General features: G+C 72.5%; 13 protein-coding genes. 10 read left to right on the top strand and 3 right to left on the bottom strand.

The features are described from left to right. Nucleotides 1–127: 127 nt before the first annotated feature. The 8 genes from ACQP00_RS40050 (at nucleotide 128) to fxsT (ACQP00_RS40015) (ending at nucleotide 15459) form a co-directional block, all read left to right on the top strand. Entirely contained in the window at nucleotides 128–862 is a 735-nt protein-coding gene (locus ACQP00_RS40050) for an ABC transporter ATP-binding protein (protein ID WP_433206727.1), read from the top strand. 1 nt (nucleotide 863) lies between these two features. Then, nucleotides 864–3233, top strand: coding sequence for an ABC transporter permease (locus tag ACQP00_RS40045; protein ID WP_433206724.1), 2370 nt, complete (start codon nucleotides 864–866; stop codon nucleotides 3231–3233). Between the two features lie 10 nt (nucleotides 3234–3243). Further along, nucleotides 3244–4332: a sensor histidine kinase gene (locus ACQP00_RS40040; protein ID WP_433206721.1), complete on the top strand. Its 1089-nt coding sequence runs from the start codon at nucleotides 3244–3246 to the stop codon at nucleotides 4330–4332. Between the two features lie 50 nt (nucleotides 4333–4382). Further along, nucleotides 4383–4988, top strand: a complete 606-nt coding sequence (locus ACQP00_RS40035) for a response regulator (RefSeq protein WP_433224144.1) — start codon at nucleotides 4383–4385, stop codon at nucleotides 4986–4988. 232 nt (nucleotides 4989–5220) lie between these two features. Continuing rightward, on the top strand, nucleotides 5221–8769 hold the full coding sequence (locus ACQP00_RS40030) for a choice-of-anchor D domain-containing protein (RefSeq protein WP_433206718.1): 3549 nt from the start codon (nucleotides 5221–5223) through the stop codon (nucleotides 8767–8769). 225 nt (nucleotides 8770–8994) lie between these two features. Beyond that, entirely contained in the window at nucleotides 8995–10197 is a 1203-nt protein-coding gene (locus ACQP00_RS40025; RefSeq protein ID WP_433206715.1) for an ROK family protein, read from the top strand. Between the two features lie 136 nt (nucleotides 10198–10333). Continuing rightward, entirely contained in the window at nucleotides 10334–11506 is a 1173-nt protein-coding gene (locus ACQP00_RS40020) for a TIR-like protein FxsC (RefSeq protein WP_433206712.1), read from the top strand. Between the two features lie 8 nt (nucleotides 11507–11514). Then, nucleotides 11515–15459 carry an FxSxx-COOH system tetratricopeptide repeat protein gene (gene fxsT, locus ACQP00_RS40015; protein ID WP_433206709.1) on the top strand — a complete coding sequence of 1315 codons (3945 nt, stop codon included), beginning with the start codon at nucleotides 11515–11517 and terminating at the stop codon, nucleotides 15457–15459. Nucleotides 15460–15553: 94 nt separating this feature from the next. Here the strand turns inward: fxsT (ACQP00_RS40015) and ACQP00_RS40010 are convergent, their stop codons facing one another. Beyond that, on the bottom strand, nucleotides 15554–15730 hold the full coding sequence (locus tag ACQP00_RS40010) for a hypothetical protein (protein ID WP_433206706.1): 177 nt from the start codon (nucleotides 15728–15730) through the stop codon (nucleotides 15554–15556). Between the two features lie 244 nt (nucleotides 15731–15974). Continuing rightward, nucleotides 15975–18863 carry an FxsB family cyclophane-forming radical SAM/SPASM peptide maturase gene (locus tag ACQP00_RS40005; RefSeq protein WP_433206703.1) on the bottom strand — a complete coding sequence of 963 codons (2889 nt, stop codon included), beginning with the start codon at nucleotides 18861–18863 and terminating at the stop codon, nucleotides 15975–15977. A 199-nt stretch (nucleotides 18864–19062) separates the two neighbouring features. On the opposite strand from ACQP00_RS40005, the gene ACQP00_RS40000 reads away from it, so the two are divergent. Further along, a complete protein-coding gene (locus ACQP00_RS40000; protein ID WP_433206700.1) occupies nucleotides 19063–19962 on the top strand; it encodes an alpha/beta fold hydrolase in 900 nt (299 codons plus the stop codon). Between the two features lie 11 nt (nucleotides 19963–19973). Here ACQP00_RS40000 and fxsT (ACQP00_RS39995) read toward each other — a convergent pair whose 3' ends face one another. Continuing rightward, the gene (gene fxsT, locus ACQP00_RS39995; protein WP_433206697.1) at nucleotides 19974–23474 is read right to left on the bottom strand and encodes an FxSxx-COOH system tetratricopeptide repeat protein; all 3501 of its coding nucleotides are present in this window, start codon (nucleotides 23472–23474) and stop codon (nucleotides 19974–19976) included. 172 nt (nucleotides 23475–23646) lie between these two features. On the opposite strand from fxsT (ACQP00_RS39995), the gene ACQP00_RS39990 reads away from it, so the two are divergent. Then, nucleotides 23647–25332 carry a RyR domain-containing protein gene (locus ACQP00_RS39990; protein WP_433206694.1) on the top strand — a complete coding sequence of 562 codons (1686 nt, stop codon included), beginning with the start codon at nucleotides 23647–23649 and terminating at the stop codon, nucleotides 25330–25332. Nucleotides 25333–25344: the final 12 nt, after the last annotated feature.

Here is a 25344-nt window from a genome sequence, read left to right as displayed (position 1 = left end):
AAAAACAGTGGGGGAGCTTCGCTCCACCCACACCCCCTCAAGACCGCACCGGGGTTGTACGTCGTGCTTAAGTAGTACGACCTTGCGTGGACGACGGCGGGCTTTGGCGTCAATAGCGTTACGGATCGTGACGAACTCTGGTGTGGCGGTGCGGGCCGCCGACGTGGTGAAGGTGTACGGGTCCGGCGACACCGCCGTGCGGGCCCTCGACGGGGTCGGGGTCGAGTTCGCGGCCGGGGAGTTCACCGCCGTGATGGGGCCGTCGGGCTCCGGCAAGTCGACGCTCATGCACTGCCTGGCCGGGCTGGACGCGGTCGACGGCGGGTCGGTGCGCATCGGCGGCACGGAGATCACCGGGCTGTCCGACCGGGCGCTGACCCGGCTGCGGCGGGAGCGGATCGGCTTCGTGTTCCAGTCGTTCAACCTGCTGCCGACGCTGACCGCCGAGCAGAACATCACGCTGCCGCTCGACCTGGCCGGGCGGAAGCCGGACCCGGTGCGGCTGCGCGAACTCGTCACCACGCTGGGGTTGGCCGACCGGCTGCGGCACCGGCCGTCCGAGCTGTCCGGCGGGCAGCAGCAGCGCGTCGCGTGCGCGCGGGCGCTGCTGAGCCGGCCCGACGTGATCTTCGCCGACGAGCCGACCGGCAACCTCGACTCGCGCTCCGGGGCCGACCTGCTGGACTTCCTGCGGCGCAGCGTGCGCGAGCTGGGCCAGACCGTCGTCATGGTGACCCACGACCCGGTCGCGGCCGGCTACGCGGACCGCGCGGTGCTGCTGGCCGACGGCCGGATCGTCGACGAGATCCAGCGCCCGGACGCTGACTCGGTGCTGGCCGGCCTGCGCAAGCTGGGCGGCTGACGTGCAGCGGCGTCTGATCCCGACCCTCATCGCCGTGGTACTGGCCGTCGCCTTCGTCGCCGGCACGCTCGTCTACCGGGACACGGCGCAGGCCGCGCTGTACGACGAGTACGCCCGCGCCGCCCGCAACGTCGGGGCCGCCCTCACCGCCCGCGGCGACGCCCGGCTCGCACCGTCCACCCTGGACACCGCCCGGGCCGACGCCGGGGTGGCCGCGGCCGACGGGCGGCGGGCCGAGCGGCTGCCGTTGCTGGACAAGCGGGGCCGGGTCGTGACCGACATCGGCGAGCCCGGCTACGGCATCAACGCCGGCACCGTCGCGCCGCTGCGCCCGTTCGACCTCCACGATGGACGGTTGCCGGCGGCGGGCGGGGAGGCGGCGCTCGACGCGCGTACCGCCGGGCGGATCGGCGTGGCCGTCGGCGACCAGCTCACCGTGGTCGACGCGGGGGAGCGGCGGCAGACCCTGCGGCTGGTCGGGATCGTCGACGTCACCGGCTTCCGCGGCGGGCGCAGCTCCACCGTGGTCGTCACCGACGCCGAGCTGACCCGGCTCACCGGCGCCGCCGGCTACCGCGAGGTCGTCGCCACCCTGAAGCCCGGCGCGTCCGCGGACGCCGTGCGGGACCGGATCGGGGCCGGTCTCGACGCGCGGGCGCGCACCGGCCGCCAGCTCCGCGACGACCTGGCCAAGGAGGCCTCCGGGCAACTCGGCGGGCTGCTCGTCGGGCTCGGCCTGTTCGCGCTGGTCGCGGTGCTCGTGGCCGGGTTCGTCATCGTGAACACGTTCACCATCCTGATGGCCCAGCGGCTGCGGGAGACGGCGCTGCTGCGCTGCGTCGGGGCGGGGCGCGGGCAGGTGTTCCGGCGGGTGCTCAGGGAGGCGGCGCTGGTCGGGCTGGTCGGCGCGGTCCTCGGCACCGGGCTCGGCGTGCTCGTCGCCTTCGGCCTGTCCCGCTTCTCGCCGCTGCTCGGGCTCCCGGCGGGTGGCGTGGTGCTCACCGTGCCGCCGCTGCTGGCCGGGCCGGCGCTCGGGCTGCTGGTCACCGTCGCAGCGGCGGTCGGACCGGCCCTGCGCGCGTCGCGGGTCCGGCCCATCGCCGCATTGCGGGCCGCCGTCGCCGAATCAGGAGCCTTCCGTCGTACCTCGCTGATCCTCGCCGTCCTCGCCGCGCTCGCGGGCACCGCGGTGACCGTGGCGGGCGTACGCGGTACCGGCGGCGCGCTCGGGGCGATGGTGCTGGTCATGCTCGGCGGGATCGGCAACTTCGCCGCCCTGCTGCTGCTCACGCCCCGGCTCGCCGGGCCGGTCGTGCGGGGCCTCGGCTGGCTGCCCGGGCGGCTGTTCGGGGTGCCGGCCCGGATGGCGACGGCGAACGCGGCGCGCAACCCGGGCCGGACCGCGGCCACCACGGCGACCCTGCTCATCGGGGTGGCCCTGATGACCGGCGGCGGGACCGTCGCCGCCACCGCCAACCGCACCGCCGACGCCCAGCTCAACCGGGCGTTCCCGGTGGACTACGTGCTCACCCCGGCGGTCCCGGGCAAGCTGCTGCCGGCCGCGGTCGCGGGCGAGGTGCGCGCCGCGGGCTTCCCGTCCGCCGAGCCGGTCCGCCTGGGCGAGGCCGGTGACGTGCTGGTCGGCACGCTCGACTCGGCCGGCGTCGCCCCCGGCACCGCGAACGTGGCCGCCGCCGGGAACGTGCACGCCGTGGTCGGGCAGCGGCTCGACCTCGTCGCCGGGGACCGCCGGCTCACGGTCACCGTGGCCGCCGTGCCGCAGAGCGCCAGCCTCGCCGGGGACGTCGTGCTCGCCGCGGCCGACTTCGCCGTGCTCTTCCCCGACGTCCACGACGACGCGCTGGTGCTGGTCAAGACGGCACCCGGGCAGCCCGCGGCGACCGCCCGGCAGCGGCTCGACGACGCCCTCGCGGCCCGCCCGCTCGTCCAGGTGGCCGACCTGCGGGAGGTGCGCGAGCAGCGCAATGCCGAGATCGACCAGATGATCGCGATCCTCGCCGCGCTGCTGGCGTTCGCCCTGGTCATCGCGGTCATCGGGATCGGCAACACGCTCGCGCTGTCGGTGCTGGAGCGGGCCCGGGAGTCGTGGCTGGTGCGGGCGCTCGGCCTGACCCGGGGCCAGCTGCGGGCCACGCTGCTGACCGAGGCGCTGCTCATGGCCCTGGCCGGGGCGCTGGGCGGGGTGGCGTTCGGCGTGCTGTACGGGTGGCTGACCACGAAGGCGGCCTTCGGTGCCATCCAGCCGCAGCTGGACGTGCCGCTCGGCCAGCTGGCCGGGTTCGTCGGCCTGGCCGCCCTGGCCGCGGTGCTGGCCGCCGTCCTTCCTGCCCGGCGGGCGGCCCGTGCCTAATCTGGAGGGCGTGCGGGCGAGGCTGTTCGATGCCGGGGTTACGGCGGGCGTGCTGGGGCTGCTGTACCTCGAGCGCGGTCTCGCCCGGCCGCCCGCGATCGCCGCCATCGGGATCGCGATGGCGCTCGCGCTGCTGTTCCGGCGGGCCTATCCGGTGCCGGTCGCGCTGGTCGTCTGCGCGCTCGGGGTCGCGCAGCTCGCGGTGCATCCGGCCGTGCGGATGTTCGACGTCGTAGCGGTGATCGCGATGTATTCCGTCGTGAAGTACCAGCAGAGGCTCTTCTGGGGTGTGCTCGCCGGTGCGGGCGCGGCGGTCGGCGTCGTGCTGGCCGCGTGGGCGGAGCAGCGCAACACGGGCAACTTCGGGATCGTGTTCACCGTCCTCGGCGCGATCACCGTGGCCGCGTGGGTGACCGCGTACTCGGTGCGCACCCGCCGCCTCTACGTCGAGACCCTGGAGGAGCGGGCCGCGACCCTGCAGCGGGAACGGGACCACCTCGCGCAGCTGACCGCGGCCGACGAGCGGGCGGTGATCGCGCGGGAGTTGCACGACGTCATCGCCCACAGCCTGTCGGTCATGATCGTCCAGGCCGACGGGGCCGCCTACACGCTGGACCCGTCGGCGGTGCAGGCCCGCCAGGCCCTGGACACCATCGCCGCGACCGGCCGGGACGCGTTGATCGACATGCGCCGGGTCCTGGCCGTGCTTCGTGGGCCGGGTGCTGAACGCCGCCGGGTTGGGATGTCTGATTTATCGGATCTCGCGGCGACTTCGGGCCTGCGGCTGCGGCTGGAAGGCGAGGCCGGGCCGTTGGGGGCGGCCGAGGAGCTGACCGCCTTCCGGATCGTGCAGGAGTCGATGACCAACACGCTGCGCCACGCCGGGCCCGGGGCCTCGCTGACCGTGCGGCTGGAGCGCTCCGGCGAGCTGCTGACCATCACGGCCACCGACGACGGCACCGGGGCCGGCGTCGTGTCCGAAGGTCACGGCCTCGTCGGCATGCGGGAGCGGGTGGCCATGCACGGGGGGAAGTTCGCCGCCGGGCCGGTCGACGGCGGCGGGTGGCGGGTGCGGGCCGAGATTCCGGTGGCCCAGTGATTCGCGTGTTCGTCGTCGACGATCAGGACCTGGTCCGGGCCGGGTTCCGGATGATCCTGTCCGCGCAGCCCGACATGACGGTGGTGGGGGAGGCCGGCGACGGGGCCCAGGCGCTCGGGCTGCTGCGCACCGTGGCCGCCGACGTGGTGGTGATGGACATCCGGATGCCGGTCATGGACGGGGTCGCCGCCACCGCCGAGCTCGCGCGCCGGCCGGACGGGCCCCGGGTGCTGGTGCTGACCACGTTCGACACCGACGAGGACGCGTTCGCCGCGCTGCAGGCCGGGGCGAGCGGGTTCCTGCTCAAGAACGCGCCGCCGGCCGACCTGCTGGCCGCGATCCGGGTGGTGGCGGCGGGGGACTCGGTGGTGGCGCCGCGGGTCACCCGGCGGCTGCTGGAGGAGTTCGTGGGGGCGGTACCGCGGCGGGCTCCGGTTTCGAACGTGCGGCTCGACGCGCTGACCGACCGGGAGCGGCAGGTGCTGCTGGTCGTGGCCGAGGGGCTGTCCAACGCGGAGATCGCGGAGCGGCTGCGGGTCGCCGAGACCACCGTGAAAACCCACGTCGGGCGGATTCTCACCAAACTCGGGCTGCGTGATCGCGTTCAGTTAGTGGTGCTCGCCTATGAAAGCGGGTTGGTGCGGCCCGGAGGATGACCGTCTTCCGTCATGGTCTTGCGAAGATGAGTCTGGATATTGCGCGGGCGTGTCGGTCGGGTTACGGTCCCTCTTGCACCGACCATCCGCCGACCGGTGTACCCCCGACCCGACCCCTCGCGCGCGCTCCCGACACCGCCAAGCCCGGCTCGATCCGCTACGCGCTGATCGACCCGGGCAAGGCGCCGCCAACGTCGGAGTCTCCGCCTGGGGCTCATCGAAAGTTGGCAATATGCGCATACTAAGAGCGCGGACCGCGGCTCTCGTCGCCGGCGCCACTCTGGCCGCCGCCGGCGTCGCCGTCTGGGTCGCGACCCCCGCCCTCGCGGCCGCGTCCGGCGGCGTCGGCGCGACCCTGCCCTACGTCGAGGTCCAGGCCGAGAACGCGGCCACCAACGGCTCCGTCATCGGGCCCAGCGCGACCTACAACACGCTGCCCGGCGAGGCCTCCTACCGCAAGGCCGTCACGCTGCAGGGCCAGGGCAAGTACGTCGAGTTCACCACGCCCGTGGCGACCAACTCGCTGGTGTTCCGCTACAGCATCCCGGACACCGGGAACGGCTCGGTCTACACGGCGCCGATCTCGCTGTACATCAACGGCACCCGCAGCACGAACTTCACCCTGACCAACGCGTACAGCTGGTACTACAGCAGCTACCCGTTCACCAACCAGCCGGGCGGCAACGCGCACCACTTCTACGACGAGGTCAACCGGCTCTTCCCGACCACCTACCCGGCCGGGACGAAGTTCAAGCTGCAGGTCGACTCCGACTCGACCGCGTCGTCGTACACGATCGACTTCGCCGACTTCGAGAACGTCGGCGCGGCGCTGTCCCAGCCGTCCGGCTCGGTCTCGATCACCAGCAAGGGTGCCGACCCGACCGGCGTGCAGGACTCCACCGCCGCCATGAACGCGGCGATCGCGCAGGCCGGCTCCGGCGGCACGGTGTGGATTCCCGAGGGCACCTTCAAGATCCTCGGCCACATCGCGGTCAACAACATCACCATCAAGGGCGCCGGCATGTGGCGCTCCCGCACCACCGGTGACCGCATCGGCTTCTACGGCAACTACGCGCCGACGCCGAGCACCAACGTGCACCTGTCGGACTTCGCGATCTTCGGCAACGTCCAGGAGCGCAACGACTCCGACCAGGTCAACGGCATCGGCGGCGCGCTGACGAACTCCACCGTGGACCGGGTGTGGATCGAGCACACCAAGGTCGGCGCCTGGATGGACGGGCCGTTCAACAACCTGGTGATGAGCGGGCTGCGGCTGCGCAACTTCACCGCGGACGGCGTGAACTTCCACAACGGCGTCACCAACTCGAAGGTCACCAACAGCGACGTGCGCAACGCCGGCGACGACGGCCTGGCCACCTGGGCCGAGCAGAACGCCGACGCGAACAACTCGTTCGACCACAACACGGTGCAGTACCCGATCCTGGCCAACGGCATCGCGATCTACGGCGGTCACGACAACTTCGTGACCGACAACCGGGTCATCGACGCCGGCCTCAGCCAGGGCGGCGGCATCCACGTGGCGCAGCGCTTCGCGTCCACCACGCTGGGCCGCACCGACGTGCTGCGCAACACCATCATCCGCTCCGGCAACCTCGACCCGAACTGGCAGTTCGGCGTGGGCGCCCTGTGGTTCGACGCCCGCGACGGCGTGATGAGCGGCCTGACCAACGTCGACAACATCCTCATCCAGCAGAGCCCGTACGAGGCCATCCAGTTCGTCTCCGGCTCGCAGATCTCCAACGTGAAGATCAACAACGCGACCATCCAGAACACCGGCACCTGGGCCATCCAGGAGCAGGTCGGCGGCGCGGCGACGATCAGCAACTCCTCCGCCACCGGCGTGCAGGCCCCGGCCGCGATCTACAACTGCGGCGTCGGCTTCACGCTCACCGACGGCGGCGGCAACAGCGGCCTGTCCACGACCGCGTGCTCGAACATCCAGAACCCGACCTTCCCGCCGTACCTGCCCGACAACGGCTCGAGCATCAACATCAGCCCGAGCGCGGTCGGCTTCGGCTCCGTCGTCACCGGTTCGACCAGCGCCGCCCAGTCGGTGACGGTCACCAACTCCGGCAGCGCCGCCGCCCCGGTCGGCACCATCTCGGTCAGCGGCGACTTCGCCCAGACCAACACCTGTGGCAGCAGCATCGCCGCGGGCGCGTCCTGCACCGTGAGCGTCACCTTCCGCCCGACGGCGGCGGGCTCGCGCACCGGCACCCTCACCGTCACCGCCTCGGGCATCACCAACACCGTGCCGCTGTCCGGCACCGGCGTCGCCCCCGGCCCGATCGTGAACGCCAACCCGGGCAGCCTGAGCTTCGGCGGTACCGTCGTCGGCTCCTCCTCGGTGGCCCAGACCGTCACACTCAACAACTCCGGCACCACCGCGGCGAGCGTCTCCGGCATCAGCACCTCCGGCGACTACAGCCAGACCAACACCTGCGGCAGCAGCATCGCCGTCGGCGCCTCCTGCACCGTGACCGTCACGTTCCGCCCGACCGCCTCCGGCTCCCGGACCGGCTCGCTGACCGTCACCAGCAGCGCCAACAACAGCCCGACCGTCGTGGGCCTGTCCGGCTCCGGCATCGGCACCGACACCAACATCGCGCTCAACAAGGCCGTCACCGCCAGCAGCTCGGTCAACGGCACGCAGGCGCCGGCCATGGCCACCGACGGCAACGCGGCGACCTACTGGGAGAGCGCCAACAACGCGTTCCCGCAGTGGATCCAGGTCGACCTGGGCGCGGCGACCAGCATCGGCAAGGTCACCCTGAAGCTGCCGCCGGACTCGGCGTGGGCCACCCGCACCGAGACGCTGTCGATCACCGGCAGCACCGACGGCACCAACTTCAGCACCCTGTCGGGCTCGGCCGGGCGCACCTTCAACCCGGCGTCGGGCAACACGGTCGCCGTCACGGTTCCGGCGACCAACGTCCGCTACGTGCGGGTCAACGTCACCGCGAACACCGGCTGGCCGGCGGCGCAGCTGTCGGAGCTGGAGGTGTACCCGAGCGGCGGCGGCACGCCCAACGCGCCCGTCCTGTCCGCCTCGCCCTCCTCGCTGACGTTCGCCTCGCAGGCCCTCAACACCACGAGTGCCTCGCAGGCGGTCACCGTCACCAACACCGGCACCGCGGCGGCCTCGGTCTCCGGCGTGACGGTCTCCGGTGACTACGCGCAGACGAACAACTGCGGCTCGATCGCGGTCGGCGGCTCGTGCGTGGTCAACGTGACCTTCCGCCCGACCGCCTCCGGCACGCGGACCGGCACGCTGACCCTGACCAGCAACGCCAACAACAGCCCGACCACGGTCGCGCTGAGCGGCACGGGCGCCGGCGGCACCTCGCCGACCAACGTGGCCGCGGGCAAGCCGACCGCGGAGTCGAGCCACAACGACGTGTACCCGTCGAGCAACGTGACCGACGCCAACCAGGCCACCTACTGGGAGAGCGCCAACAACGCCTTCCCGCAGTGGGTCCAGGTCGACCTCGGCTCGGCGCAGAGCGCGTCGCGGGTCGTGCTGCAGATCCCGGCCGGCTGGGGCGCGCGTACCGAGCGCATCCAGCTGCAGGGCAGCACGAACGGCTCGTCCTTCACCGAGCTCAAGGGGGCGACCGACTACACCTTCACGCCGGGCGCCAACAACACCGTGACGATCACCTTCACGGCGAGCACGCAGCGGTACTTCCGGCTGACCTTCACCTCGAACACGGGGTGGCCGGCCGGGCAGCTCTCCACCTTCCAGGTGTGGAACGTCTGAGAACCTTTCGCACCACCGGTGCCGCCGGGCCTTTCCTGGGCTCGGCGGCACCGCCGTGCGGGCTCGGCTTCCGGGCTCGGCGGCTTCGCCGTGTGGGCTCGGTTTCCGGGCTCGGCGGCACCGCCGTGCGGGCTCGGTTTCTGGGCTCGGCGGCCTTGCCGTGTGGGCGACCGGGTTCGGTAAGGCCTTGACATAACTATTGACGGCCATGAAGGATTACGCGCCGTGGCGGCGCAGCAGACGCATCCCCGCGACCTGTGGCGGCGCTTGAGCGGAACCGCCAGGCGGGTCGCCGAGACGCTGCGCCTGTACGGCCCCCGGACCCGTGCCGAACTCGTCACCCTCAGCGGCCTGTCCCGCCCCACCGTCTCGGCCGTCCTGACCGATCTGGGCGGCGCCGGGCTGGTGAGCGAGAAGGTCGGCGCCGCGGCCCGCCCCGTCGGCGGCCGCCCCGCCTCCGTGGTCCAGCTGACCCGCCGAGCCGGCATCGCGGTCGGCGCCGACATCGGCCGCCGGCACGTCCGCGTCGCCGTGGCCGACCTGGGGCACGCGGTGATCGCCGAGCGCGGCTCCCGCACCGACTTCGACATCGACGACCGCCCGGCCGACGCGCTGGAACTCGCGGTCAAGCTGGTCGACGCGGCCCTGGGCGACATCGGCGCCACCCGCGACGACGTGGTGGGCGTCGGCCTGGGCGTGCCGGCCCCGATCACCCGCGACTGGCGGATCGGCTCGCCGCCGATGCTGCCCGGCTGGGCCGACCTGCGCCCGGCCGACGAGCTCAACGAGCGCCTCGGCCTGCCGGTGCGGGTCGACAACGACGCCAACCTGGCCGCGCTGGGCGAGTACGTCTGGGGCGCCGGCCGGGGCTGCACCGACCTCGTCTACGTCAAGCTGGCCACCGGCATCGGGGCCGGCATCGTGCTGGACGGGCGGCTGTACCGCGGCGCGGCCGGCACCGCGGGCGAGCTCGGGCACGTCACGCTGGACGCGCGCGGGGCCGTGTGCCGGTGCGGCAACCGCGGCTGCGTGGAACTGGCCGTCGGCGGCCGCGCGCTGCTGGCCCACGCCCGGCAGAGCCACCCGGAGCTGCTCGACCTCGGGGGCCTGATCAAGTACGCCCACGCCGGCGACGCGGGCTGCCGCCGGCTGATCATCGACGCCGGGACCCAGCTCGGCTACGCCCTGGGCAACCTGGTGAACCTCATCAACCCGCAGCGGGTGCTGCTGGGCGACGAGCTGGGAGCGGCGACCGACCTGCTGCGCGAGCCGCTGCAGCGGGGACTGGCGGAGACGGCCCTCGCGGCCGCGGCCGAGGCGGTCGAGGTCGTGCAGAGCGCCCTGACCCCGCGGGCGGCGGCCCTGGGCGCGGTGGCGCTGGCGCTGGGGATCGACACGGTGCCGTTCGCCGCCGCCGACCAGGCCTGAACAGCCCGGAACGCCTCGCCGGTCAGGACGATTGTGCCCGCCCGCCCGGTGTATTGATCCGGCTGGGGCTGTTCGCACGCATATTGATCTATATACTGGTTGCTCTCGGGGGTCGGCTCGTCACCGCGGAGGGCGTGTGCTGTATTTCTTTCTCAGCTACGCGCGCGGTACGGATGACCTGTTCGTCAGGCGCTTCTACGACGATCTCTGCAACGAGGTCCGCGCGCACGCCGGAGCCCGCCAGAGCGAGGAGGTCGGCTTCTTCGACCTGCACAACATCGACCCGGGGCAGCACTGGCCGCAGGCCCTCATCGAGGCGATCGCCGAGTGCCGGTGCTTTCTGGCGCTGTATTCCCCGGCGTATTTCCTGAGCCGCCCCTGCGGCAAGGAATGGACGTTGTTCGGGCAGCGCTCGGCCGGCGAGGACAATCCGCGGGTGCAGGGGCTGGTCCCGATCGTCTGGCTCCCGCCGCGCGAACTGCCCGAGGTGGCGCGGTCCCTGCATTACGGCATCGACGTGCCGGAGGTCGAGTACCACCGGCACGGGCTGCGCCAGCTGCTGCGATTAGAGCGCCTGCACGACGCGTACAACGAGTTCCTGACCAACATCGCCGAGCACATCGTCGACATCGCGGACCGTGCGCCGCCGACGGGCCTGCTGGCGCAGAACTTCGAGCTGCTGGACAGCGCCTTCCACCAGCCGGGATCCGGCTCCGGGGCGACGCTGCACTTCGTCGTGGCCGCGCCGACCCGGCCCGAGGCCGAGGCCATCGAGCGCGACGGCGAGTGCTACGGCACCGACCCGCTGCACTGGTCGCCGTTCGGGCCCGGCCAGCCGCTGAAGGACCAGGCCCAGCGGATCGCCTCGGAGTTCGGCCTGGAGGCGTCGTTCTCCGGCCTGGACCAGCTCGCCGACCGGATCAAGGCGGCCCGGCAGCACAACCACATCGTGGTGCTGCTCGTCGACCCGTGGAGCTTCGACGTCGCCGCGCACCGGGACATGCTGCGGGAGTACGACCGCCACCGCGAGCACGTCTCCGCGGTGCTGGTCGTGATGAGCGAGACGGACGCGCAGACCCAGGCCCACGGTTCCCGCCTCGCGGACCTCATGCACGACGTGCTCACCAACAGCGAGCGCCGCCTCGGCGAGGTCATGTCCCGCCGCAGCGTCAACACCGGCCAGTCGTTCGAGGCCGATCTGACGGTCGTCCTGGCCGAGGCGCGCAACCGGCGCGTCGTCGACGGTCAGGTCTCCCGCCGCCGGCCTCCCGGCAAGTTCCCCCCGCGCCCGATGCTCGAAGGACCGTAGGAGGCACGATGACCGCGACAGAAGAGACGAAGGCGGCGTCCGGGCGGATCGTGACCTTCTATTCGTACAAGGGCGGCTCCGGCCGCACGATGACGCTGGCCAACGTGGCCTGGATCCTGGCCAGCAACGGCTACCGGGTGCTCGTCGTCGACTGGGACCTCGAGTCGCCCGGCCTGCACCGGTACTTCCACCCGTTCCTGCTCGACAAGGAGCTGCGCGACTCCACGGGCGTCATCGAGATGCTCACCGGGTTCGTCTCCGCCGCGCTGCAGCTCGAGCCCGACGACGAACTCGACTGGATCGACGCCCAGGCCCAGGTGCTCGACCACGCCGTCTCCCTGGAGTGGCACCTCTTCCCCGGCAAGGGCGGCGTCGATTTACTGCCCTCGGGCCGGCAGAACAGCGCCTATGCCGCGACGGTCGGCACGTTCGACTGGCCGCGGTTCTACGACCGGCTGCCCGGCGCGGCCTTCATCGACGCGATGGCCCGCAACATGCGCCAGCACTACGACTACATCCTCATCGACAGCCGGACCGGCCTGAGCGACGCGGCGGGCGTGTGCACCGTCCTGCTGCCCGACGTCGTGGTCAACTGCTTCACGCTGAGCATCCAGAGCGTCGACGGCGCGGTCGCGGTCAGCGAGTCGATCCGCAACCAGCGGGCCGGCCGGCCGCTGCGGTTCGTGCCGGCCCTGATGCGGGTCGAGGACGCCGAGCAGGAGAAGCTGGAGATCGGCCGCGATCACGCCCGGCGGCGGTTCCGGTCGTTCCTGGACCATCACAACCTGGACGAGGCCAACCGGTACTGGGGCGACGTCGAGGTGCCGTACAAGCCGTTCTTCGCCTATGAGGAGATCCTCGCCGCCTTCGCCGAGCGGCCCCGCCTGGAAACCTCGCTGCTGGCCGCGTTCGAGCGGCTGGTCGGCGTGCTGACCCACGGCTCGGTCCGGGAGATGCCGGCCATCGAGGAACCGGAGCGGCGGCACTGGCTGGCGAGGTTCGAACGGCCCCGCCCGAGCAGCACGTCCGACGTGCTCATCAGCTACGCCTCCGTGGACCGGATGTGGGCGGAGTGGATCCAGCAGCGGCTGCTCGACATCGACATGCAGGTGACGCTGCTGGACATCGACTCCGTCACCGGCCCGCACTTCGCGACCGAGGTGGAGCGGAGCCTGACCAAGGCCGGGCGCACGCTGGTGCTGCTCTCCAAGGACTACGTCACGTCGCCGCAGGCCGTACCGCTGTGGCAGCTGCTCGAGAGCCGCGCGGTGGGCGGGGCCGCCGCCCCGGCGGTGCCGATCCGGCTCGACGCCACCCGCATCGCGGCGCCGTTCACCGAGCGCCTGCCCGTCGACCTGGCCAACCTGCCGCGGGACCGCGCCCACGAGGCCGTGCTCAAGGCGGTCGGTTCGACCGCGGACTCCGCCGGGCGACCGGAGGCCGGCGCGGGCCCCCGCTTCCCGGGTTCGCTGCCGCCGATCTGGAACCTGCCGCAGCGCAACGCGGCCTTCACGGGCCGCCGCGACACGCTGGACCAGCTGCGGGACCGGTTGTCGGCCAACATCACCGTGGTGCTCCCGCAGGCCCTCTACGGCCTCGGCGGCGTGGGCAAGACCCAGGTCGCGATCGAGTACGCATACCGGTTCGCGGCCGACTACGACCTCGTCTGGTGGATCTCGGCCGAGCAGGTCTCGCAGGTCCGTTCGGCGCTGGGTGAGCTCGCCAAGAAGCTCTACCCGCAGGAGGCCGAGATCGGCGAGAGCGTGCGCATGGTCCGCGAGGCCCTGCGCCAGGGCAATCCCTCGCCGCGCTGGCTGCTGATCTTCGACAACGTCGGCGAGCCGGCGACCATCCGGGAGTTCCTCCCGCAGGGCTCCGGGCACGTCCTGCTCACGTCCCGCAACCAGGAATGGGCGCAGGACGCGGAGGTCGTGGAGATCGACACGTTCACCCGGGCCGAGAGCATCACGTTCCTCACCCGCCGGGTCTCCGGGCTGGCCGCCGACGAGGCCGAGGCCGTCGCCGGCCGCCTCGGCGACCTGCCGCTGGCGGTCGAGCAGGCCGCCGCCTGGCTGTCGGAGACGGGCATGCCGGTGGCGCGCTACCTCGAGCTGCTCGACACGCAACCGCTGCGCATCCTGGCCGAGAATCCGCCGGTCGGCTACGAGCGCACCACCACCGCCACCCTGCAGCTGTCCCTCGACCAGCTGCGCAAGCAGTCCCCGGCCGCGGCCAAGCTGCTGGAGATCTGCGCCTTCTTCGCGCCCGAGCCGATCCCGACGCGGCTGCTGTACGCCACCGGCTTCATCGAGCCGCTGCTCGAGTACGACCCGTCGCTGCACGACTCGATCCGGCAGGGCCAGCTGGTCCGGCGGATCGGCCGGTACGCCCTCGCGTCCGTCGACACCGGGCAGACGGTGATGCAGATCCACCGGCTCATGCAGGCCGTGATCCAGGGCAGCCTCACCGATCAGGAGCGGGAGGAGAACCGCCGGCACGTCCACCGGGTGCTGGCCACGGCCGAGCGGGCCGACCCCGACGAGGTGGCGAGCTGGCAGACGTACGCCCGGCTGCTGCCCCACGTCCGCGGCTCGGGGGCGCAGCACTCGGCCGACATGGCCGTCCGGCTGTTCGTGGCCGACGTGGTGCGGTACCTGTGGTTCCGGGGTGACTTCTCCAGCAGCCAGGAGCTGGCCGAGGAGACCGTCAGGATCTGGCGGAGCAACTCCGCGATCGGCGTGGACCCGGTCACCCTGCTGCTGGAGTTCCACCTGGGCAACGCGCTGCGCTCCCAGGCCGAGTACGACCAGGCGCTGGAGATCGACGTCCGCGCGCTGGCGCTGCTCAAGGAGCTGGTGGAGGACCAGGACGACCCGTACATCGTGATGACCGCGGGCGGGGTCGCGGCCGACCTGCGGGCCCTCGGCCGCTACGACGAGGCCTACGAGCTGGCCGAGGACACCTACGCCCGGGCCCGGCGCACCTTCGGCGACGAGCACGACAAGACGCTGCTGGCCGCCAACAACCTCGCCGTCTCGCTGCGGCTGGTCGGGGACTTCCGGGGTGCCGCCGCATACGACGAGGACACGCTCGACCGGCGCCGCCGCAACTTCGGCGAGCAGCATCCCCACACGCTGCTCGCGGCCAATAACTACGCGCACGACCTGCGGGCCCTCGGCCGCTTCCAGGAGTCCCGGCAGCTGCTGGACACCATCCTGCCGACCTACCGGACGCTGCTGGGCGAGTCCGCGGCCCCGACCCTGCGGGCGGCGAAGAACCTGGCCGTGACCCTGCGCAAGCTCGGCGACATCACCGCCGCCCAGCAGCTGACCGCCGACACCCTGCAGCGGTACCGCAACCTGCACGGCGAGGAGCACCCGGACACCTTGTCCTGCCTCATGAACGCCGCCTTCGAGGAGTCGGCCCAGCGCAACAACCGGGACGCCGAGCGCATCGCCCGGCGGGTGCTGGCCGGCTACGAGGGCAGCCTGCCGGACGAGCGGCACCCGTTCCGCTTGGCCGCGCTCAACAATCTGGCGATCTTCGTGCGGATCAACGGCCGCCTCGACGACGCCCGGCGCCTCTCCGAGCAGGCCTGCAACCTCTTCGAGCGGGCGCTGGGCGCCAACCACCCCTACACGCTGTCGAGCCGGATCAACCTCGCCAACGTCGTGTACGACGAGGGGGACCCGTACGCCGCCCGCGACATCGACGAGCACGTCTGGGCGTCGTTGGAGGCGGTGCTGGGCCCGGACAACCCGGACACCCTGGCGGCGGCGTGGAATCTGGTGATGACCCGGCGCGCGACGGGCGCCGAGGCGAGCGCCGGCGAGCTCTTCGCGATCACGCTCGCCCGCAGCGAGGGAACGCTGGGCAAGGACCATCCCAACACCGTGGCGCTCCAGGACGGGCAACGCCGGCTCAACTGCGACATCTCGCCGCCGCCGACGTAACCGCCGGGCGGCCGGCGCGGCCCGGAAACGACCGACGCCCGGCGGGGATCCGCGAAATTCGCGGTACCCGGCCGGGCGGCGAGGGTCGGAAGGGTCAGAGTGCTGAGCCGAAGGCCGAAATGGTGTGCTGCTCACGCTCGTTCGGATCGAACAAGCGTTTGACCACACGGTCCAACGTGGTCTGGGCCTCGCTGTCCGACTTGGACAGCAACGTCTTCAGCGGCACGTTCTCGAGATCCAGTAACGGTGACTGGATCGTGTCTGCCGGCATGCTTCACCTCAGGGAGAGTTGTTGACGAGTCGTGGTCTGTCGGAACCGTCGGCGTGGGCCAGGGTCGATGACGAGGTGTGAAGCCACCGTCAAGCCTGGTCGACGACCGTGCACGGCACGTCACCGTGCTGGGATGAAGGACCCCGGTTAAGGATGCTCCGGGTGTCGACATCGCCGGCTCTCCGCCAGGGCAAAATCCACGGCTGCAGTATGGCACAAGAGCGGGGTGGGTTTTGTCCCGGACTCATAACTTGTCGGCGAGTCGCACGATCTCTCGCGCCGCCCCGGCATTTCCGGCGCGTTGCCTGGTTAATACAACTTCGCGCAGCAGCTCGGGGCGAGTCTGGAGCAGGTGGATGGCCGGATCGATCGGACCCGAACGTTCTTGCCGCTCGGCCGCGAGGGCGCGGGCCACGGCGAGCCCGATCCAGGCGTCGTCGTCGGCGGCGTCCGCGTCGAGCCGGTCCAGGCAGGCCCGCTCGGCTCCGGCGGCATCGCCGTTGAGCAACATCATCCCTGCCGAGAGGGGATCAGGGCCAGACGGCCCCATCGGTTCGGTCCGGCCGTCAAGCCATCGATGCATCTCACCGAGGATGCCCGGGGCGTCGACCGGTCCGGAGCGCGATCCGGGCCGGATTTCGCCGCGCTCGGCGAACGGTCCGGGCCGGTCGCCGAAACCGGCGTACCTGAGGAATCGTTCAGTTTCTTCGGTGCTTGCATGCGCATTGATGAGCAGCCAGCGAACGTTCTGCGCGGCGACAAACAATCGCGTTCGCGATGCAATGTCGGGGACGATCTCCTCGGCTTCCCACCCGTCAAGGGTGGACCGCAGCGCTGCCACGAAACTTATACCCGATTTCGTCAGTTGACCACTATTCGCGAGGGACTCGACGGCGGTCTGGTTCATCGCCCCCCAGTAGGCGAACTGGGCGGCTGCCCGCCTTGTGTCCGCATCCCGACCGTGCCGTCGTTGCCGCCAGTAGTCGGTCACCCCGGCATGCGCGTAGATGCCCTGGAGCAGGGCGCCGGCCGGGCGGGGGTCGAGGCGCCACGGCGCGTGGAACCCGGCGCCGCCCGTGCGGTCGTACAGGTCGACCAGGTCGAGCAGGGCGCCGAGCTTGGCGTGCATGTGCTCATGGATCAGCAGCAGGGCCAGATCGGCCGCGGTGTCCGGGATCGACAGCCCGACCGAGCCGCACGCGTGGCGCGAGGCGGCGCTGATCATCGTCCCGCTGGGCGGGGTGGCCAGCGGCACGATCGAGCGAAGGCTGTGCCGGATGCCGACGGCGTGGGCGGGGTGCTCCTGCTCGATCAACTGCCAGGCCTCGGCGAGCAGCTTCTCGAGTTGCTGGGCCCGGGCCTCGCCCAGGTACGACAGCGGTGGCGAGCCGTAGCAGTGCCGGTAGGGGTCGAGATCCTCGATGGCGAGCCGCCATCCGCCGGCCAGCGAAATGGCGCGGCGCGGCTGCCAGCCCGGGCCGTCGCGCTCGACCACGGTGCCGTCCGCGCCGGTGCAGTGCAGGGCGGAGCCGGCGCCGGCGACCCGCGCCCAGCCCGGGCCGAGCCCGGTGGCGCTGCCCAGCCCCGGCAGGTTCGCCGTGCCGCGCAGCGTCGGCACCGCGATGTCGAAGGTCAGCCCGGCCGCGGTCGCCGCGGCGGCGGCGTAGGAGGCGAGGTGGCCCAGCAGGTCGGCGAGCTCGTCGGCGGTGCCGTCGGCGGCGCCGGCGAGCCGGTCCAGGCTCAGCGTGGCCCAGGCGTCGAGGTGCGGATGGGCGAGCACCCCGGCGACCGCCGCACCGGCCTGCTCCTCGGCCCGGGTGAGCAGGGCGACCGCGGTCCGCAGCGACGCCGCGTGCGCCGTGCCGGCCGCCGCCTCCAGGACCGTCGCGATCAGCGCCTTGCGCTTGGCCAGCTGGCCGGCGGCGAGCACCGCCATGGCCCCGGCGTCACCGTAGCCCGCCGCGATGCCGGCGAACTGCTCCTCGGTCAGCGTGGTCCGCGCGGGGCGCACCGGCCGGTCGGTCCGGGCCCGGTCGAGGTCGGCCCGCACCCGGCCGCCGATGTGGTTGATCAGCGTGAGCAGGTCGTCGCAGTACACCGAAGGGTTGTCGAAGCCGTTGTCGGCCGAGTAGCGGTGCGCGCGCAGCCCTCCGCCGCAGACCTTGACCACCGGGCAGGCCTGGCACTTGTCCGAGAGCCGGTAGGGCGCGGCGACGGCGAGGTGGTCCAGCACGTCGTCGAGGCTCTGGCCGCCGACCGCCAGCCCGGTCGCCGGGCCGCCCTCGGTGGTGGTCTTGAGCGCGTCGGACTGCTCGTAGGAGCCGTCGGTCTCGATGGTGACGATGCCCGGCTGCTCGCCGCCGATCGTCTCGGTGGCGCTGGGCCGGTCGAACAGCCGGGCGATGATCGACTCGAACAGCCGGATGCGGGTGTTCGTCTCGACCGGGCGGTGGTCGTACCACCGGTCGAACACCCGGATCAGCCAGTTCGCGTAGGCCAGGGGCCGGTCCCGCTTCGGCGGCGGCGTGGTCCAGTTGCCGTGCGGCAGCAGCAGGTCGATGCGCGGCGGCCGGAACGCGAGCAGCGACTCGAACACCTCGTCGGGGTCGTTGTCCACGTCGATCGTGCACAACAGGCCGCCGTAGATTGCGGCGTGCTCCGGTTCCATCAGCCGGGCGATGCCGGCCGAGATCCGATCGTACGAGCCGCGGCCGTTCGCATAGCGCCGGTGCAGGTCGGTCGCGGCCCGCCCGCCGTCCACGCTGACCCCGACCCGCACGCCGTATTCGTGGAACAGGGCCAGGAACCGGTCGTCGAGCAGGATGCCGTTGGTCTGGATCGCGAACCGGGTCGCCGGGAACGCCCCGCGCATCCTCTCCAGGGCCCCGGCCAGCACCGCGTGCCCGGCCATCAGCGGCTCGCCGCCGTGCAGGACCACCTCGAGCTCGCGAAGATCGTGCGACTTGGCATGCTCGTCAATGCGCTGGGCGACCTGGTCCAGGGTGGCGGCGGCCATGGTGTTCGGCTGCTCGCGCCAACTCTGATCAATGCTCTCGTATACGTAGCAGTAGTCGCAGCTGAGGTTGCAGCGACTGTGAATTTTCAAGATCAGTTGGCGCATCGGCGAGCCCACGGGGTGTCATCTTTCGCAGAGTTTGAAGTCTTGTCCAGGGATTGGCGAAACATCCCCCGCTGGATTGTGGTAGCCCCGGGCAAAGGGGCCCGGCCCGGGCTCCTCACCAATTCTAGTGAAGAGTCTTGGAACCCGGCCCGACGGCTTCTAACATTTATCGCCACGAACCAACTCGTCACTCGCGGGGGAGGCCGGGACGGTGCCAGAGTTCGTGACCCTGGACGGGCGGCGGCTGGAGTACGCGGTGTCGGGGCGGCCGGACGGACGCCCCGTCGTCCTGCATCACGGGATGCCCGGCAGCGCCAGTGGACCGAAGCCGCGCCCGGCCGTGCTCTACCGCGCCGGCATCCGGCTGATCTGTTATTCGCGGCCCGGCTACGGCGGTTCGACCCGCGACCCGGGCCGCAGCGTGGCCGACGCGGCCGAGGACGTCCGCGCGCTCGCCGACGAGCTCGGGCTGGACCGCTTCGCGGTGCTCGGGCGGTCCGGGGGCGGACCGCATGCCCTCGCCTGCGCGGCGCTGCTGCCCGACCGGGTGACCCGGGCGGCCGCCCTGGTGAGCTTCGCGCCGCAGGGGGCGATCGGGCTGGACTGGTACCGCGACATGGCCGCGTCCAACCAGCGCGCCTACGCCGAGGCCAGCGACCGGCGCGAGGGCGACCTGATCGAGGACCGGCTGCGGCACCGCACCGACCGGATGTACCACGACCCGGCGTTCCTGCTGGCGGAGCTGGAGCCGGACATGCCCGGCGCCGATCGGCGCGTGGTGGCCGACCCGGGCATCAAACGCCAGCTGCTCGAAACCTATGCCGACGCGGTCCGGGGCGGCGCCGACGGCTGGATCGACGACCTGACGGCGCTCAGCGGCGACTGGGGGTTCGCGTTCGGCGGCATCGAGGTGCCGGTCCGGCTCTGGCACGGCGCCGAGGACCGGTTCGCGCCGGCCAGCCACACGCGTTGGCTGGCCGAGCACATCAGCGACGCGACGGTCGAGATCGAACCGGGCCGGGCGCACTTCGACGCCCTGACGGTCATGCTCGACCTGATGTGGTGGGCCGTGGACGTGGAGGCCGACGCCCCCGAGCTCGACGCCGCCTGAAACCGGGGCCACTAGTACGGGTCGACGGTCGGTGGCCGGCCGCCCGGCAGGTCCCCGTGCAGCGCGGCCGCGTTGGCCACGGCCGCCCGGGCCAGCGGGTGGTCCGCCGGGACCGCGGCCGCCAGCGCCGCCGCCGCGGTGGTGGCGGCGCGCGCGGCGCTGCGCTCGCCGGTCGCCCACGCCGCCGCGGCCAGGTTCGCCGCGGCGATGAGGGCCAGCGGATGGTCCGGCCCGATGCCGCCGTGGTACAGCTCCACGACCTGCTGCAGCTCGGTCCGCGCGCGCCCGGGCCGGCCGGTCGCCAGCAGGCTCAGGCCCCAGCTGTGCCGGCACGCCAGCGCCTCGGGCGAGTCCTTGCCGGTCAGCTCGGCCATCCGCAGGGCGGCATCGCCCAGCAGCGGCACCGCCTCGTCCAGCCGCCCCGCCGCCCGCAGCGACACCGCGAGGTTCGCCCGGGCCGCCACGGTGGCCGGCGCGTTCGCGCCGATGATCTCCTGCGACGAGTCGGCGATCGCCCGGAGCAGGTCGACCGAGGCCTCGAACTCGCGGGCGTCGCGAAGGTCGCGTCCCAGCCCCGCGGCCGAGCGCAGCACCGCCGGGTGCGGGTTCGGGGCGGGGAAGGGCCGGTGGCGGGCCACCTGCTCGTCGCAGCGGCGGGCGTCCGGGTAGCGGCCGGCGGCCCGGTACGCCGTGGCCAGGTCGGTGAGCGCGTCGAGCGTCTGGGCGTGCTCCGCGCCGACCGTGCGGGACCAGGCGCCGTACGCCCACTGCGCGAGCGTCATCGCCTCCGCGTAGCGGCCGAGTCCGAGCAGGTCGGCCACGAGCCCGCTGCGGCTCATGAGCGTGTTGGGATGCTCCGCGCCCAGCAGGGCGGTCTGCGCCTCCGCGACCCGCTCGTCGATCTCCAGCGCGGCCGCGAAGTGTCCCTGCTCGCGCAGGACCCCGGCGTGCACGCCCCGCAGGTGCAGCAGCTGCCAGTCCGGCCCGCCGGGGTCCGCGGCCCAGGCGTTCTCGGTCCACGTGGCCAGCCGTTCGGCGCGGTCGAGCGCGCCGAGGTGCCGCAGCCGCCGGATCCGGTCGATGACGAGGGCCCGGACCGACTCGTCGCGGCAGGCCGCGGCCCGCGAGACCGGCAGGTGCGGCCAGATCAGGTCGAACTGCGGCCAGTCGCGGTGCTCGTCGATGTCGCGCCCCTTGGCCAGGCCGGCCAGGACCAGATGGGCCTGATGGCGTACCTCGGGCCGCTCGTGCTCCGGCGTCCGCTCGCGCACGAACCGCTGCAGCAACGGATGCATGTGGATGCGCTCGGCGCCGAGCTCGAGCAGGCCCAGCGAGCCGAGCCGGCGCACGACCGGGGCGAGCTCGGCCTCCAGGTCGGCCGGGGCCTTCACGTACGGCTTGAGGACCTCGGCCATCGCGGCGCTGTAGGCGGCGTGCGGCGCGGTGTCGCTGTGCAGGACCGAGAACAGCTGCAGGAGCCGGTAGTCGACCGGCGACTCCTGCTCCAGCCGCCGCAGCGGGGGCTCCCAGGCCGCGGCGACCTCCGGCATCCCGAGGTCGGCGCTCTCCAGGCGGCGCAGGTACTCCCCGGCCGGCTCGTCCGAGCCGCGCAGGTGACCCGCGGCGGCCGTCAGGGCCAGCGGCAGGTCGCCGAGCGCCCGGGCGATCCGCTCCGCGTCGGCGCCGCTCAGGCCGGGCACCTGCCGCCGCAGGAACAGCACGCTGTCCTTGGGGTTGAAGGAGTCCAGCCGCGTCCGGAAGGACACGCTGGACCAGGCGTGATTCCGCGAGGTGATCAGGATGTGCGCGCCCTGCTGGCCCAGGAACGCCTCGATCTGCGCCCGGCTGTCCGCGCCGTCGAGGACGATCAGCCGGCGGCGGAACTGCGCGCCGTCCACCGACAGCGCCGCGGCCAGCTCGCCGATGTCGTCCTCGGGCCGCTCGCAGTCGAGCCACCACACCAGGTCGTACGTGCCCCCGAAGCGCCGCACGTACTCGGCCGCGAGCGCCGTCTTGCCGACCCCGCCGATGCCGTGCACCACCACCGGCTCGACCTGGTGCCGTTCCGACTGCCCGGAGCGCAGCAACAACCGGCGCAGCTCCCGCAGCTCGGACTCGCGGCCCGCGAAGCCGGGGCGGTGCCGCGGCAGCCGGCTCATCGTGGGCGGCGTGCCGGGGTAGCGCAGGCCGATCGAGGGCCGGCTCCCGCCGGTGCCGGTCGCGAGGCGGACGAGCGCGTCGGCGGCGTCCGGTTCGGCCAGCCCGTGCAGCCGTACCGCGGGCGGCTCAGGGAAGGCCGCCAGGGCGGGGGTGGCGTCGACGTAGACGGCGAGCGGCGAGCGCACCGGCGCCGGATCGACCGGCTGGCGCGCCGCGTCCCGGGCCGCCCGCCCGGCCGAGATGATCCGCAGCTCGCGCCCGCCGTCCGGCGCGGACATGCGCTCGCCGGCGTCCTGCACCAGCAGCCCCGCCGAGGAGAGGGTGGCGATCACCCAGTCCGCCCAGGCCTGGTCGGCCGGCTCGTAGTGCACCACGATCCGCCCGTCGGGCCGGCTCGGCCGGCGCTCGAACCGGCCCGCCGCGCGCTCCCGCACGGCGTCGTCGACCGGTGGCAGGCTCCGCACGGCGCCGCTGCTCAGGTAGTAGGCGATCCGCTCGTAGGCGGCCAGCATCGAGCCGCGGCGCCCCGGCTGCTCGCTGAGCACCGCCAGCGTCTCCTCGTAGGCGTAGGCGTGGTGGTACGGCACCTCGACCGCGCCCCAGTAGGCGTTGCGTTCCCGCTCGTTCATCCCCGTCGGCAGGTCGGGCAGCTGGGCCCGGGCGGCGCGCAGCCCGGCCTCGGCCCGCTCCCGATCGGTGAGGTCGACCCGCATGGGCACCGGCAGGATGCGCTGGGGCCGCATCGTGCTGCGCATGCTCCGCCGGGCCCGGACCGCGCCCTCGATGCTCTTGCCGCCCAGCGTGAAGCAGTCCAGCACGACGTCGGGGAGGTGCGAGAGGCACACCTGCGCCATCTCGCCGAGCCCGGACGGGCTGTCGATGAGCGTGTAGTCGTAGTCGGCGGCCATGTCGTGGCGCAGCCGGTCGAAGAACGGCCCGCCGCCACCCCGATGGTAGAAGTCGTCCCAGTCCATCACCCCCAGCGACGAGGTGTAGGCCGGGTCGTGCCGCCCGGCGGGCAGGTAGTCGATCGCTCCGCCCGCCGCGAAGTGCCCCCAGGCCAGGCGGCGCGGGCGGAGCGCCTCGTGCCGGCCGCCCGCCTCGACGTGCCGGATCAGGTCGCTCACGCCGTGGCTCTCGTCGGCGCGGGCATGGTCGGGCTCGTCCGGAACCGGCAGGAAATGGTCGAAGTACCGGTGCAGGCCCGGCGACTCCAGGTCCCAGTCGACGACGAGCACGCGCCGGCCGTTCGCCGCGAGGATCCACGCGACGTTCGCCACCGCCATGGTGACGCCGACTCCGCCGGCAAACGAGTAGAACGTGACGATTCGGCCCCCGCGCGGCTGCGTCATCCATCGATCGTGCCCGAGGAATCACGCTCAGCCAACGCGGACGGGAGAGAAACATCGCAATTTATGTCTGTCAGTAACGCTGCGATTACCGCACACTGGAGATTCCATCGATGGACGGCGGTCGAGGGGGAGCGGCGTGGCGGTACCGGAGTGGGGTGGTTCGCGCGCCAGCATGACGATCATCCGAGGCGTCTTCCTGGTGATCGGGGCCGTGGCCTTCGTGCTCGGCTGGATCGGGATGTACGACCTCAAGCACGGCAGGCACCCGTCCGACGTGTTCTATTGGACGCTCCAGCTGTACGTCCTGGGCTCGGACCCGCTGCAGGAGGGCGGCCCGTACCCGTGGCCGCTCGAGGTCGCACGCATCCTCGCGCCCCTGTTCACCCTGGCGGCCGTGGTCGAGACCGGCCGGCTGCTGCTGGCCAACGAGGTGCGCCGGTTCCGCTCCCGGACCGCCCGCGGCCACGCCGTGGTCTGCGGCGACACGCCGTTCGCGCGGGCCCTCGCGCGCCAGCTGTTCAACAACGGCCAGCACGTGGTCCAGGTGCGGGCCACCCCGTTCGGCCCGCTCGAACTGCGGCACCGGCGCATGCTCGGTGTCTCCGGCGACGCCCGGTCGGCCAACGTGCTGCGGGCGGCGGGCCTGCGCCGGGCCAAGCACCTGTACGTCTGCGGCGACACCGACGAGCTCAATCACGCCATCGCGGTCGCGGCCGGCACGGAGCTGCAGATGCGCGACACGTCGCCGTGGATCTACGTACAGGTACACCGGCAGCAAACCTGTCAGCTGCTGCAGGCCCGGCGGCTGGGTGCGGCCGGCACGAACCGGTTCCGGCTGGACTATTTCCACGTCGACGACGTCGCCGCCCGCCGGCTCTACATCGACCATCCGCTGCGGCGCCCGCGCGACCGCCCGGTCCGCCTGCTGATCGCCGGCGACGGCTCGTTCCCGCGGGTCCTGCTCGCCGAGACGGCCCGGCACTGGCGCGCGATCGGCGGTGAGGCGGACGACCTGCAGATCGACATGGTCGCCTCCGACGCGCGGCAGATCGTGGCCGAGCTGGCCGCGCGCTTCCCGTTCCTGGAGCACGTGTGCCGGGTACACCCGCACAACGAGACCGTCGAGACCTGGATGCCGCGCGCGGTGCGCCCCGGCCGCTACGACCGCATCCACCTCTGCCACCACGACGAGCAGGCGATGCTGGAGCTGGCCCTGCAGAGCCCCGACCTGTGGCACGCCGTCACCGACGCCGTCTTCGTGGCCACCTACGAGAGCGCCGCCCTGGCCGACGCCTTTCACGGCGGCCAGCACAACGACCTGCTCGACGAGGTCGGCGGCCGCCTGCAGGTCTATCCCATCCTCACCCGCGCGTGCGACGCCCCGCTGATCACCGACGACCTGACCGAGCGGCTGGCGAAGGAGTTCCATCAGCGGTACCTCACCGCCAGCCACGGCCACGGCAGCAGCCCGGCCAGCGGCGTGGCCTGGGACGAGCTCTCCGAGTCGATGCGCAACGCCAACCGCGCCCAGGTGCAGGGCATCGCGGCCAAGATGCAGGTGCTGCGGTGCGTGATCGCGGTACGCAACGGCGAGGACGCGGTGATCACCGAGGACGAGGTCGAGCGCCTGGCCGAACTCGAACACGAGCGCTGGTGCGAGGAGCGCACCCGGCAGGGCTGGCGCCCCGGCGAGCGCGACGACCGCCGCAAACACCACCCCGACCTGATCCCGTGGGCCGAGTTGGGTGAGTCAAGCCGAGAAAAGGCACGCGACGCGGTGCGTTCAATGTCCGCCATGCTGGCCGACGAGGGCTTTACTATCGTGCGGCTCAACGAACCGGTGGGCGTAGCCGTATAGCGGCACGGGAGG

The organism is Dactylosporangium sp. CS-047395 (assembly GCF_050942185.1).
In the GTDB taxonomy this organism is placed as follows: domain Bacteria; phylum Actinomycetota; class Actinomycetes; order Mycobacteriales; family Micromonosporaceae; genus Dactylosporangium.
The sequence above is the reverse complement of the archived record's forward strand: the minus strand, read 5'-3'. Positions and strand labels throughout refer to the sequence as shown.

Coding starts and splice junctions, on each gene's coding strand:
- ACQP00_RS40035 (WP_433224144.1), top strand. CDS start 4,383: ATGATCCTGTCCGCGCAGCCCGACATGACGGTGGTGGGGGAGGCCGGC.
- ACQP00_RS40010 (WP_433206706.1), bottom strand. CDS start 15,730: ATGCCGGCAGACACGATCCAGTCACCGTTACTGGATCTCGAGAACGTG.
- fxsT (WP_433206697.1), bottom strand. CDS start 23,474: ATGACGCAGCCGCGCGGGGGCCGAATCGTCACGTTCTACTCGTTTGCC.
- ACQP00_RS40030 (WP_433206718.1), top strand. CDS start 5,221: ATGCGCATACTAAGAGCGCGGACCGCGGCTCTCGTCGCCGGCGCCACT.
- ACQP00_RS39990 (WP_433206694.1), top strand. CDS start 23,647: ATGACGATCATCCGAGGCGTCTTCCTGGTGATCGGGGCCGTGGCCTTC.
- fxsT (WP_433206709.1), top strand. CDS start 11,515: ATGACCGCGACAGAAGAGACGAAGGCGGCGTCCGGGCGGATCGTGACC.